Annotated in this window: 13 protein-coding genes and 1 tRNA gene; 7 read left to right on the top strand and 7 right to left on the bottom strand. The window is 63.4% G+C overall.

The genetic code is table 11. From position 1 onward, the window contains the following. The first annotated feature begins 426 nt into the window (after positions 1-426). A complete protein-coding gene (locus WNB94_RS15730; RefSeq protein WP_341391318.1) occupies positions 427-657 on the top strand; it encodes an addiction module protein in 231 nt (76 codons plus the stop codon). Between the two features lie 297 nt (positions 658-954). Here WNB94_RS15730 and WNB94_RS15725 read toward each other — a convergent pair whose 3' ends face one another. Beyond that, on the bottom strand, positions 955-1,077 hold the full coding sequence (locus WNB94_RS15725) for a hypothetical protein (RefSeq protein ID WP_341391317.1): 123 nt from the start codon (positions 1,075-1,077) through the stop codon (positions 955-957). Then, positions 1,078-1,344, bottom strand: coding sequence for a type II toxin-antitoxin system ParD family antitoxin (locus WNB94_RS15720; RefSeq protein ID WP_341391316.1), 267 nt, complete (start codon positions 1,342-1,344; stop codon positions 1,078-1,080). 283 nt (positions 1,345-1,627) lie between these two features. On the opposite strand from WNB94_RS15720, the gene WNB94_RS15715 reads away from it, so the two are divergent. The 5 genes from WNB94_RS15715 (at position 1,628) to WNB94_RS15695 (ending at position 6,256) form a co-directional block, all read left to right on the top strand. After that, a complete protein-coding gene (locus WNB94_RS15715; RefSeq protein WP_341391315.1) occupies positions 1,628-1,822 on the top strand; it encodes a type II toxin-antitoxin system VapB family antitoxin in 195 nt (64 codons plus the stop codon). Further along, the gene (vapC, locus tag WNB94_RS15710) at positions 1,819-2,220 is read left to right on the top strand and encodes a type II toxin-antitoxin system VapC family toxin (RefSeq protein WP_341391314.1); all 402 of its coding nucleotides are present in this window, start codon (positions 1,819-1,821) and stop codon (positions 2,218-2,220) included. Before WNB94_RS15715 ends, vapC begins: the two co-directional genes overlap by 4 nt. Positions 2,221-2,497: 277 nt before the next feature. Then, a complete protein-coding gene (locus WNB94_RS15705) occupies positions 2,498-3,547 on the top strand; it encodes an integron integrase (RefSeq protein WP_341391313.1) in 1,050 nt (349 codons plus the stop codon). Positions 3,548-3,571: 24 nt separating this feature from the next. Continuing rightward, entirely contained in the window at positions 3,572-5,896 is a 2,325-nt protein-coding gene (parC, locus tag WNB94_RS15700; protein ID WP_341391312.1) for a DNA topoisomerase IV subunit A, read from the top strand. A gap of 72 nt (positions 5,897-5,968) precedes the next feature. Beyond that, the gene (locus WNB94_RS15695) at positions 5,969-6,256 is read left to right on the top strand and encodes an H-NS family nucleoid-associated regulatory protein (RefSeq protein ID WP_341391327.1); all 288 of its coding nucleotides are present in this window, start codon (positions 5,969-5,971) and stop codon (positions 6,254-6,256) included. On the opposite strand, the gene WNB94_RS15690 is transcribed toward WNB94_RS15695, so the two are convergent. Next, positions 6,216-6,290 (bottom strand) — tRNA-Arg (locus tag WNB94_RS15690). The two genes, WNB94_RS15695 and WNB94_RS15690, sit on opposite strands and share 41 nt — an antisense overlap. A gap of 119 nt (positions 6,291-6,409) precedes the next feature. Between WNB94_RS15690 and WNB94_RS15685 the strand changes: the two genes are divergently transcribed. After that, positions 6,410-8,344, top strand: a complete 1,935-nt coding sequence (locus WNB94_RS15685; protein ID WP_341391311.1) for an LTA synthase family protein — start codon at positions 6,410-6,412, stop codon at positions 8,342-8,344. Here the strand turns inward: WNB94_RS15685 and ureG are convergent. From ureG to ureC, 4 genes are read right to left on the bottom strand one after another with little or no spacing between them, the layout of a single operon-like run. After that, complete coding sequence (gene ureG, locus WNB94_RS15680) at positions 8,331-8,978, bottom strand: urease accessory protein UreG (protein ID WP_341391310.1); 648 nt, start codon at positions 8,976-8,978, stop codon at positions 8,331-8,333. The two genes, WNB94_RS15685 and ureG, sit on opposite strands and share 14 nt — an antisense overlap. Continuing rightward, positions 8,975-9,736, bottom strand: coding sequence for an urease accessory protein UreF (locus WNB94_RS15675; protein WP_341391309.1), 762 nt, complete (start codon positions 9,734-9,736; stop codon positions 8,975-8,977). The genes ureG and WNB94_RS15675 overlap by 4 nt, the downstream gene beginning before the upstream one ends. Continuing rightward, a complete protein-coding gene (gene ureE, locus WNB94_RS15670; protein ID WP_341391308.1) occupies positions 9,726-10,325 on the bottom strand; it encodes an urease accessory protein UreE in 600 nt (199 codons plus the stop codon). The genes WNB94_RS15675 and ureE overlap by 11 nt, the downstream gene beginning before the upstream one ends. Positions 10,326-10,340: 15 nt before the next feature. Beyond that, positions 10,341-12,068 carry an urease subunit alpha gene (ureC, locus tag WNB94_RS15665; protein ID WP_341391307.1) on the bottom strand — a complete coding sequence of 576 codons (1,728 nt, stop codon included), beginning with the start codon at positions 12,066-12,068 and terminating at the stop codon, positions 10,341-10,343. Positions 12,069-12,080: the final 12 nt, after the last annotated feature.

Here is a 12,080-nt window from a genome sequence, read left to right as displayed (position 1 = left end):
GTTTGGTGCGCGTTGAAACCGTTCAAAAAGAGCAGGCCTTGGACATCAAACCAGGCTTCCAGAGCCTTCCGAAAACTGCTCATTTGACTTCCAGAGAGTTCCGGAAACGAAGGCCTAACTAGGATATAGACGTCACAAGTGACGGTTTTGGAGGCCAAAAGTGATGGATAACCTGTGAGGTAGGGGCCGGAGTGACGGATAACCTGGAAGCACATCGCGGCGATAAGTGCTTGATGTGTAAGCAGAGTCTGGCATCTTGTGGCATGTCCCTCCCAGGATATGTGGCGATGTGTTTGATGTGATGAACAGTCTACATGTGCCGGAGCGCTGAGTGGCCCCCCCCCTGTGGTGGGGCCTACTCCATGTAAGCCACCTGACTGGTGCCAAGGGGTGGCGTGAGCTGAGTTCGGGTGCTAGACTGAAAGCATGAATGCACGCGTTGATCAATTGTTTGACGAGGCTAGGCTGCTAGACCCCGTGAAGCGCTCGATGTTGGCGCTTGCCTTGCTGGACAGCATTGAGGGCGATCCTGTGGACGAGCAGGCTGTTGAGCAAGCATGGATCGCTGAGGCACATCGTCGCCTGGACTTGATCGTTGCAGGGTCTTTGACGACTATTCCTTGGGAAGAAGCCAAGGCTCGGATCAGGGCCCTGTGATTCGATACTCCGTAGAGATTACGCCGCAGGCGGAGCAAGAGATTGCTGATGCTGTTCTGTGGTATGCATCCAAGAGCAAAGTTGTAGCCGAAAATTTCGTGTAATTGTGTTTGACTCAATTGAGTTGATTTCAAATTCGCCACTCAGTTGGGCAGCGGTTTCAGCACGCGGAGTTCGGAGGTTTGTGCTGCCGAGGTACCCATACACGGTATTTTTTCATGTGATGGGTAGCACGGTCAAAATTATTGCTGTAACTCACCATCATCGTAAACCGAAGATTTGGTGATAGAGGCTGGGCTATTGAATTTCGTCGAGGCTGTCCATCCAGCGATCTGCTTCGACCATGCTGTCTTCGGCGATGAAGTTCCAGATGTCCAGGATGTCGACGGCGGCTTCTGGGCGACGAGTGACGCGAGCCATTCAGGCGGCGCCTGTGGTCGGCTTGCGCCTTGCGCGGGCAGCAGCTTTGAGCTCAGTGGCGTTCCAATCTTGACTTGGTCCACTTTCAAGCCCGCGGCGTATGTCTCTGCGCAGTTCTTCAAGCTTGGCCTCGCGCAATTGATCCTGTTCCTGCATGAGGCGTAGCGCCTCTCTGACTACTTCGCTGGCAGACGTGTACATCCCAGAACTGACTTTGGCACGTACCCAGTCCTCAAGCTGCGGTGTCAGGTTGACGTTCATTCCCATGGCTGGTCCCCTGAAGAAGCGATCAGTTCATGGCGGCAAAGTATGGCAATGTTTGACATTCTTTGCTGGTTGCTGAGGTGTGGCGCTGTTGGCAGCCGACGGCGCGGGAGATGTGGCCTGACTATCAGGTCACCGGCGCCGAAGGGCTATTCATTGGGTGTTTTCATGACCCTTGGTGGCGCCCGCGTTGTCCTGACAGTTCGGCGCAGTAGCCATGAAAGACGCTTGCCCTATGGATGCCGAAGCGCTAGCGTGTGGATAAACCGCCTAATGAATACACAACATGCGCACAAACATTGAGATCGACGACAAGTTGATGAGCGACGCACTTCGCTTGACTGGCCTGAAGACCAAGAAGGAGGTAGTGGAGCTTGGCTTGCGCACGCTGTTGAGACTGCGCCAGCAAGAAGAGCTGCGGCGCCTCCGAGGCAAGTTGCAGTGGGACGGTGACCTGAACGCCATGAGGACGGACAAGTGATTGTTGTTGACTCCAGCGTGTGGATTGACTTCTTCCGTGGAGTGGTGACGCCCCAGACCGAGCGACTGGATGCCCTGTTGAGCACCGATCCACTTGCGGTTGGGGACCTGATCCTGGCTGAAGTGCTGCAAGGCTTCAGCAGTGAGAGAGACTTCAATCTGGCCAGAAGGCTGATGACTGGCCTGGACGTGATCACGCTGGGTGGGCAAGAGATCGCGTTACAGGCCGCACGGAACTACCGTGTCCTGAGGGCGCAAGGCGTGACGATATGCAAAACCATTGACACGGTCATCGCGACTCGGTGCATTGAGGACGACCTGCCTTTGCTTTACAGCGACCGGGATTTTGATCCGTTCGTTGAGCATCTGGGTTTGCGTTCTGCGATGGTGGAAGACTGAGTCCGACTACCAAGGTAACCGGCGCTGGATTCGGTCAGGGCGAAGGGCACACCAAGCGTCATGATGATGCCGACCTGGCGGCCCTTGGTTGGGTGCGGGTTGACATTGGAACCACTGCTCTATGACGGACTCATCTTCGATGCAGTCGCGCCAGTACCCGCACGGCTTGCATGCACTCTCAGAGCATGCCCCAGCGAACCTCGCCCCAACTGCACGTCAGCGGTCATGCCCCCTTGAGTGGGATATTGGGCTGTGAATTTATACAGTATCGTAAGGCATGGTCGCGCCACGCCCACAGCCCCGCACTGCTCCTCCACCAGCCCCCGGTCGCCTGCTCGATCAGGTGCGCGATCGCATCCGCTACCTGCACTACAGCCGCCGCACTGAAGAGGCCTACGTCTACTGGATCAAGGCCTACATCCACTTCCATGGCTTGAGGCACCCCCAGGAGATGGGGGGCCCTGAGATCGAAGCCTTCCTGCAGCACCTGGTATCCCAGCGCTCCGTCTCGGGCAACACCCACAAACAGGCGCTGTCGGCTTTGCTGTTTTTGTACGCCAAGGTGTTGGGCCAGACCCTGCCGTGGCTGAATGATGTGCAGCGTCCCAAGGCCACGCAGCGCTTGCCGGTGGTGCTCACCCAAGACGAAGTGGCGCGCTTGTTGGCGGCCTTGCCCGCGCAGCACCGCCTGTTGGGACAGTTGCTGTATGGCACCGGCATGCGCTTGATGGAGGGTCTGCGCCTTCGCGTCAAAGACATCGACTTCGATCACCGCGCCATCATCGTGCGCGAAGGCAAGGGCGCCAAAGACCGCACCGTGATGCTGCCCGACGCCTTGATCCCGGTGCTGCGCCAGCACCTGCAGCAGGTGCACCTGTGGTGGCAGGCCGATCGTGATGCGGGTGTGGGCCCGGTGTACCTGCCACATGCGCTGGAGCGCAAGAACCCGCGCGCGGGCCTCAGTTGGTCGTGGTTCTGGGTATTTGCCCAGCCCGAGCTGTCGGGCGATCCGCGCACGGGCGAAGTGCGCCGCCACCACGCGCAAGACCAGGCCTTCCAGCGTGCCTTCAAGAAGGCCCTGGCGGTGGCCCAGATCGCCAAGCAGGCCACGCCGCACTCGCTGCGCCACTCCTTCGCCACCCACCTGCTGCAGGCCCGGTACGACATCCGCACCGTGCAAGAGCTGCTGGGCCACAGCGATGTCAGCACCACCATGATCTACACCCATGTGCTCAAGGTGGGCGGCGGCGGGGTGGCCAGTCCGCTGGACGCCATGCTCCAGCGCGCCCATCCCTTGGAGGCCTCGCCGTCACTGCAGGCACAATAAGGCAGCTTTGTTCTCCGGAAGTCCATGTCTCAGCAACCGCTTGATTTCGTCCAGCCGCCCAGCGATGGTGGCGAGTCCCTGACCCTGGCTCACTACGCCGAACGGGCCTACCTGGAGTACGCCCTGAGCGTGGTCAAGGGCCGCGCCTTGCCCGATGTGTGCGATGGGCAAAAGCCCGTGCAGCGCCGCATCCTGTACGCCATGGAGCGCATGGGCCTCACCTTCAGCGGGGCCAGTGGTGCCAAGCCTGTCAAGAGCGCCCGGGTGGTGGGTGATGTGCTGGGCCGTTTCCACCCCCATGGGGATTCGGCCGCCTACGAAGCCCTGGTGCGCATGGCGCAAGATTTTTCGCTGCGCTACCCACTGATTGACGGGCAGGGCAACTTCGGCTCGCGCGACGGCGACGGTGCAGCCGCCATGCGCTACACCGAAGCCCGCTTGTCACCCATTGCACGTCTGCTGCTGGACGAGATCGACATGGGCACGGTTGATTTCGTGCCCAACTACGACGGCTCGACCGACGAACCGCGCCAGCTGCCCGCGCGCCTGCCTTTCGTGCTGCTCAATGGCGCCAGCGGCATCGCCGTGGGCATGGCCACCGAGATCCCCAGCCACAACCTGCGCGAGGTGGCCGCGGCTGCCGTGGCCTTGCTCAAGAACGATCAGCTGCCGGATGAGGACCTGGCCGAGCTCATCCCGGGCCCGGACTTCCCTGGCGGTGGGCAGGTCATCTCGGCGCCCCAGGACATCCAGGAGGCCTACCGCACCGGCCGTGGCAGCCTGAAGGTGCGCGCCCGCTGGAAGATTGAAGATCTGGCCCGTGGCCAATGGCAACTGGTCGTCACCGAGCTGCCCCATGGCACCAGCGCCCAGAAGGTGCTGGAAGAAATCGAAGAGCTGACCAACCCCAAGGTCAAGGCGGGCAAGAAGGCGCTCACGGCCGATCAAACCCAGCTCAAGACCACGGTGCTGTCGGTGCTGGATGGCGTGCGCGACGAGTCCAGCAAGGATGCGGCCGTGCGCCTGGTGTTCGAGCCCAAGAGCCGCGCCATTGACCAGCAAGAGCTGATCACCACCTTGCTGGCCCACACCAGCCTTGAAAGCTCGGTCTCCATCAACCTCACGATGGTGGGGGCCGATGGCAAGCCCACCCAGAAGGGCTTGCGCCAGATCCTGACCGAGTGGGTGGGCTTCCGCCTTGACACCGTCACGCGCCGTACCCAGCACCGCCTGGGCAAGGTGCTGGACCGCATCCACATCCTGGAGGGGCGCCAGAAGGTCCTGCTCAACATCGACGAGGTCATCCACGTCATCCGCCACAGCGACGAGCCCAAGCCCGCGTTGATCGAGCGCTTCCAGCTGAGCGACCGCCAGGCCGACGACATCCTCGACATCCGCCTGCGCCAGTTGGCCCGTCTGGAAGGCATCAAGATCGAGCAAGAGCTGGCCGAGTTGCGCACCGAGCAAGGCAAACTCGAAGACATCCTCTCCAGCCCCGCCACCTTGCGCCGCACCGTGGTCAAAGAGATCGAGGCCGACGCCAAGCAATACGGTGATGGACGCCGCACCCTGATCCAGGCTGAAAAGCGCGCCGTGGCCGAGGTCAAAGTGATCGACGAGCCCGTCACCGTGGTCATCAGCCAGAAGGGCTGGGTGCGCGCCCGCACCGGTCATGGCCATGAGCCGGCCAGCTTCGCCTTCAAGGCGGGCGATGGCCTGTACGGCACCATCGAATGCCGCACGGTCGACCCACTCATCGTGCTGGGCAGCAACGGGCGCGTCTATAGCGTGCCGGTCAGCGCCTTGCCCGGCGCCCGTGGCGACGGTCAGCCCATCACCACCATGATCGAGCTCGAATCGGGCACGCAGCCCGTGCACTACCTGGCAGGCGCCCTGGACCAGACCATCCTGTTGGCCAACACCGGAGGGTTTGGACTGCTGGCCAAGCTGGGTGACCTCACCACCCGTCAAAAGGGCGGCAAGTCCTTCCTGACGCTGGACGAGGGGTGCGCGCTATTGCCCCCGGTGGTGGTGCAAGCCATCCATACCCAGGTCGCTTGCTTGAGTGGCGATGGCCGCATGCTGGTCTTCGGGCTGGATGAGCTGAAGCTGCAGTCCAACGGCGGACGGGGTCTCACCCTGATGGAGGTCGATCCGCCCAAGGTGCCTCTGGTGTCGGTGGCATCGGTGCACAACGGGGTTCGCGTGATCGGCACCACCCGCGGCGCCAAGCCCAAGGAAGAAGATGTGCGCAACTCGGCCTATCAGGCGCACATCGGCAAGCGAGCGCGCAAGGGCAAGGCCGTGGACGCCTTTCAAAAGGTCTCTCGCTTGCAAGCGCTGCAGTGAGCACATCAGGGTGGCGAGCGCACACCTCGCCCCCATTTGGTAGCATCTTGGCAAACGCTCCCCCATCCACCGATGAGAACCGCAGAACAAGAGGCCGTGCTGCGCTCCGTGCGCAAGCTCGTTGATTTCTGGCAGATCGAGGCCCACGAACTCGGCATGGACGCCCCTGCTCGTCAGGCAGTCGAGGTGGCGCCGCCCGTGCGCGTGCCCAAATACCGGCACCCCCGAACCGGCGACACCTGGGATGGTGTGGGTTCTCAGCCTGAATGGCTGCGCCTGGCGCTGACCAAAGAGGGCTACACCGTGGAAGAGCTGCGGGTGGTCCCCCCGACAGGAATCGAACCTGTATCTGCCCCTTAGGAGGGGGCCGTTCTATCCATTGAACTACAGAGGGCGGGCCACGTCGCGCGGCCTGTGCCAACGCGAGCGCCGTAGTGTACTGCGAGCTCGCTTAATCCTTGCATAAGCTGGCTGTTGTGCAATCGCCGCTTCTGATCATCAGAGGGATCCGGCATGCGCGCGCAATTCAGTTCAATGCGGTGGACACTGTGGTGGCGCCTGTGGGCGATGTTCATGGTGATGTCCACCGTGTTGCGCCTGGGCCTGATGACCCAGGGGGTTCTGCAGGCACCGCACCATGACTTGCCCATGGCGTTCTTGCGTGGGGCCTTGTTTGACGCCTTGTCCGGCGCTGCGGTGCTGTACGTGCTTGCCTGGTTTCTGGCCGTGCTGCCGGCGCGGGCCTGGCGGGGCCCTTGGTGGCGCGCCTGGATGGTGATGGGCACCGCCTGCTGGTTGGCTTTTTTCGCCGTGGTTCTGGTGTCTGAATGGATCTTCTGGGGTGAATTCCAGTCCCGCTTCAACTTCATCGCGGTGGATTACCTGGTCTACACCCACGAGGTGCTGGGCAACATCTGGCAGTCGTATCCTGTGGGGCGCTTGTTGGCCTTGGTCGGGGTGCTGGCGGTCTTGGGCAGCCTGACCTTGTGGCAGCGCTGGCTGCCGCGCTCGCGTGCGCTGAACGCCGACATCGGGCCACGCTGGGGCTTTCCGTTGGCACTGACGGCCGTCTTGGCCGGGGGATTCTCTGTGGCGTCGGGCGCCAGCCACCGCTGGTCTGAGGACGCGCGGCTCAACGAATTGTCTGGCGCGGGCGTGTACGAGTTCTTCTCGGCCGTGCGCAACAGCGAGCTCGATTACGAGCATTTCTACGCCAGCATGCCCGCCCCTGAGGCCATGCAGCGCCTGCGCCATCAACTGGTCACGGCGCACGCCGGGCTGGCCAGCGATGACCCCATGGATATCACCCGGGTGGTGCGCTACGACCAGCCCGAGCAGCACTGGAACGTGGTGCTGGTGAGCATTGAAAGCCTGTCGGCCGATTTCCTGGGCGTGTTTGGCAACCCACGGGGCTTGACGCCGCACCTGGACGAGCTGGCCCGCCAAGGCCTGTTGTTCACCAGGCTGTACGCCACGGGCACCCGCACGGTGCGGGGGCTGGAGGCGCTGACGCTGTCCGTGCCGCCCACGCCGGGGCAGTCCATCGTCAAGCGGCCTGGGCACGCCGGGCTGTTCACCCTGGGCAGCGTGCTGCGCAGCAAGGGCTACGACACCCAATACGTCTATGGTGGTTACGGCTACTTCGACAACATGAACGCCTTTTTTGGCGACAACCACTACGAGGTGGTGGACCGCACGGCCATCACCCAGCCCGTGCACCACGAAAACATCTGGGGTGTGGCCGACGAAGACCTCTTCAGCCTGGCGCTCTCGCAGGCCGATCAGGCCCACCAACGGGGGCGGCCCTTCTTTTTGCATGTGATGACCACCTCGAATCACCGGCCATACACCTACCCGTCAGGGCGCATCGACATCCCATCGCACACCGGACGCGAGGGCGCCGTGAAGTACACCGACTGGGCCTTGGGGGACTTCGTCCGGCGCGCCAAGGCACAGCCCTGGTTCGACCGCACCGTGTTCGTTTTCGTGGCCGACCACTGCGCCTCCAGCGCCGGCAAGACCGAGCTGCCCATCGAGAAGTACCACATCCCGGCCATCGTCTACGCGCCAGGCCTGGTGCAGCCTGGGCGTGTGGACCGCCTGGCCAGCCAGATCGATCTGGCCCCCACGCTGCTGGGCCTGATGCACATGAACTACACCAGCCGCTTCCTGGGTTATGACCTGATGGACCTGGAGCCCGGGCGAGAGCGCGCTTTCGTGTCCACCTACCAGAACCTGGGTTACTGGCGCGGCAACACCCTGGTGGAGTTGTCGCCTCAGCAGCTCACATCGGTCACCGCTGTCGCAGGGGCAGATGCCAGTGATGCCGGACACCTGTTGCGCGACGACGTGATGGCCGATGCCATCAGCTGGTACCAGGGCGCCGCCTGGGCCTACCGGCACGGCGGCCTGGCCGACGTCAACAGCGCAGGCCTCAAGCGGCCTTGAGCATGCCCTTGGTTTCGATGAATTCGATGACCTGATCCAGGCCAGTCTTGGTTTTGAGGTTGGTCATCACAAAGGGGCGCGTGGGTCGCATGCGCTTCGTGTCGGCTTCCATGATCTCCAGGTTGGCGCCCACGTGCGGGGCCAGGTCGGTCTTGTTGATCACGAACAGGTCGCTCTTGGTGATGCCGGGGCCCCCTTTGCGCGGGATTTTTTCGCCAGCGGCCACGTCGATCACGTAGATGGTGAGGTCGCTGAGCTCCGGGCTGAAGGTGGCCGCCAGGTTGTCGCCGCCTGATTCAATGAACACGATGTCGGCATCCGGGTACTTGGCCAGCATGCGGTCCACCGCCTCCAGGTTGATCGAGGCGTCTTCACGGATGGCCGTGTGTGGACAGCCGCCCGTTTCAACGCCCATGATGCGATCCGGGTCGAGCGCGCCGGCCACGGTCAGCAGGCGTTGGTCTTCTTTGGTGTAGATGTCGTTGGTGATGACCACCAGGTCGTGGTGCTCGCGCATGGTCTTGCACAGCATTTCGAGCAGGGTGGTCTTGCCCGAGCCCACGGGCCCGCCCACGCCCACGCGCAGGGGGGGGAGCTTCTTGGTGCGGCCAGGGATGTTGTGCAAAGCGCTCATGATCGGAACAGTCGAGAGTATTGAGATTCATGCTGCGCACTGAGGATGGCCAGCATGGGGGTGAAAGCCTGTCGCTGACCATCCGACAGCGACAGGGCGGTGTCGATGGCCTGGGGAATGTCGTCCACCAGGGCCTGCAAGATGCGCTGGCCAGCGCTTTGTCCCAGGGGCACGGCCTTGATGGCCGCCTGGACCATGTTTTCAGCCCAGCCAAAGGTGAAGCTCAGCAAGGCCTCGCGCACGATGGGGGCGGTCGATGCCGCACAAGAGCGCACGGACCCCGGCGGCAAACACTGCGCCACCGCCAGTGCAAAGGCCACTGGCCAGGTGGGGGCAGGCGCCAGCGCGGCGCATTCGCTCAGGCGGGCATCGTCTGTGGCCACCTGAGCCCCGCCACCCCGGTTGCGCAACCACTCCACCAGCGAGCGCCCCATTTGTTCGGTCTGCAGCCGAAGCTCGCTGGTTTCACGGGTGTGGATCACCCAGTCGTTGAGTTCCCGCACGCGCATCAGGTCGTGCCGCTGCCACGCGGCCACGGCACGGGCCACCACGGCCAGGTCACTGCGGGCCACGGCCAGGTGCAGTTGGTCCACCAGCCAGGCCTGGGCCTGGGCCTCTGTGCCCACCAGGCCGGCATCGATGGCCGCCTCCAGGCCTTCTGAGTAGCTGAAGCCACCCACCGGCAGGGCCGGCGAGGCCAACCACATCAGTTGCAAGCGGGCGGCGGCGGTGATCGGGGCGCTGCGCTCAGTGATCATGGCCGCAGCCCGGGCCGTGCACATGAGGTGTGGCGGGCGCTCCTTTGACGGGAATCCCGACGGGCTTGCCACGGGGCGTTGGCGCATGGTCGTGATCGTGGCCGTGTGCATGGTCATGCCCATGCCCATGCCCACCCGCAGCGTAAGCGCCCCCTTCAGGTTCGAAGGCCTCGTGGGCCTCACGCACCGTCAGGTGCATGGCGCGCAGCATGTCGGCCAGCACGTAGTCGGGCTCGATTTTCAGGTGGTCCGGCTGCAGTTCGATCTGCACGTGGCGGTTGCCCAGGTGGTAGGCCGCGCGCACCAAGTCGAAAGGCGACCCGTGTGCCGCACAAGGCGTGATCACCAACACCGCCTGGGGCGCCGACACCACGCGGATCATGGAGCCGTCTTCAGCCACCAGCACATCACCGCCTCGCACGGCCGTGCCACGAGGCAAGAACACGCCCAGGGTGCGGCCCTGGCTGTCGGTGGCGTCAAAGCGGCTTTTCTGGCGCACGTCCCAATCCAGTTCGACGGTGGCGGCGCGCTTGAGCAGCACAGGGGCCAGGCCCTGGCCTTGAGGGAGGAGTTTGTTGACGGTCAGCATGGACGCCAGTGTGGCTCAGAACAAGAAGTACTTCTGCGCCATCGGCAATTCGGTGGCGGGTTCGCACACCAGCAACTGCCCGTCGGCGCGCACCTGGTAGGTTTGCGCGTCGATTTCCATCTTGGGCAGGTAACTGTTGTGAACCATGTCCGTCTTCTTGACGGTGCGGCAGCCCTTGACGCCCACGATCTGCTTGTTCAGCCCCAGCTCGCCCGGGACGCCCGCAGCGATGGCCGACTGGCTCAAGAACGCCAGCGAGGTACGTGACAAAGCGCCCCCAAAGCTGCCAAACATGGGCCGGTAATGCACGGGCTGCGGCGTGGGGATGGAGGCGTTGGGGTCGCCCATGGCCGCCGCTGCAATGAAGCCGCCTTTCATGATGATGCTGGGTTTGACGCCAAAGAAGGCGGGCTTCCAGATCACCAGATCGGCCCATTTGCCTTCTTCCACGCTGCCCACCTCGTGGGCGATGCCATGGGCCAGCGCCGGGTTCATCGTGTACTTGGCCACATAACGCTTCACGCGGGCGTTGTCATGCCGTGCCGTGTCACCGGGCAGGGCACCGCGCTGCGCCTTCATCTTGTGGGCCGTCTGCCAAGTGCGCATGATGACCTCGCCCACGCGGCCCATGGCCTGCGAGTCCGAGCTGAACATGCTCATGGCGCCCAGGTCGTGCAGGATGTCTTCGGCGGCGATGGTCTCGCGCCGGATGCGGCTTTCCGCAAAGGCCAGGTCTTCGGCGATGGACGCGTCCAGGTGGTGACACACCATCAGCATGTCCAGGTGCTCGTCGATGGTGTTGACCGTGTAGGGGCGGGTGGGGTTGGTGGACGAGGGCAGCACATTGAGCTCGCCCACCACCTTCATGATGTCGGGGGCGTGTCCGCCGCCGGCGCCTTCGGTGTGAAAGCTGTGGATGGTGCGGCCCTTGAACGCCGCCACGGTGTCTTCGACAAAGCCCGATTCATTGAGCGTGTCGGTGTGGATGGCCACCTGCACGTCGGTTTCTTCGGCCACGCTCAGGCAGCAGTCGATGGCCGCCGGTGTGGTGCCCCAGTCTTCGTGCAACTTCATGCCGATGGCGCCGGCGTGCACCTGCTGGCGCAAGGCCTCGGGCTGGCTGGCGTTGCCCTTGGCCAGGAAGCCGATGTTCATCGGGAAGGCTTCGGCCGCCTTGAGCATCAGGGCCAGGTTGTCGGGCCCTGGCGTGCAGGTGGTGGCAAAGGTGCCCGTGGCCGGCCCGGTGCCGCCACCGATCATGGTGGTCACCCCGCTCATCAGCGCCTCTTCGATCTGCTGCGGGCAGATGAAGTGGATGTGGGTGTCGATGCCGCCGGCCGTGACGATCATGCCTTCGCCGGCCACGATCTCTGTGCCTGGGCCGATGACGATGTCCACGCCCGGCTGCACATCGGGGTTGCCGGCCTTGCCGATCTTGACGATGCGGCCGGCCTTGATGCCGATGTCGGCCTTGACGATGCCCCAGTGGTCCAGGATCAGCGCGTTGGTGATCACGCAGTCGCAGGCGTCACCCGCGCCAGGCCCGTTGGGGCGCTGCCCCTGGCCCATGCCATCGCGGATGGTCTTGCCACCACCGAACTTGACCTCTTCCCCATAGCCGCCAGCGCGCAGGGTCAGGTCGTTTTCAACTTCAATGATGAGGTTGGTGTCGGCCAGGCGGACGCGGTCGCCAGTGGTGGGGCCGAACATTTCGGCATAGGCGCGTCGGGGGATGCTTGCCATCTTGATCAGGCT

Source organism: Aquabacterium sp. A3 (genome assembly GCF_038069945.1).
Lineage (GTDB): Bacteria > Pseudomonadota > Gammaproteobacteria > Burkholderiales > Burkholderiaceae_C > Aquabacterium.
The sequence above is the reverse complement of the archived record's forward strand: the minus strand, read 5'-3'. Positions and strand labels throughout refer to the sequence as shown.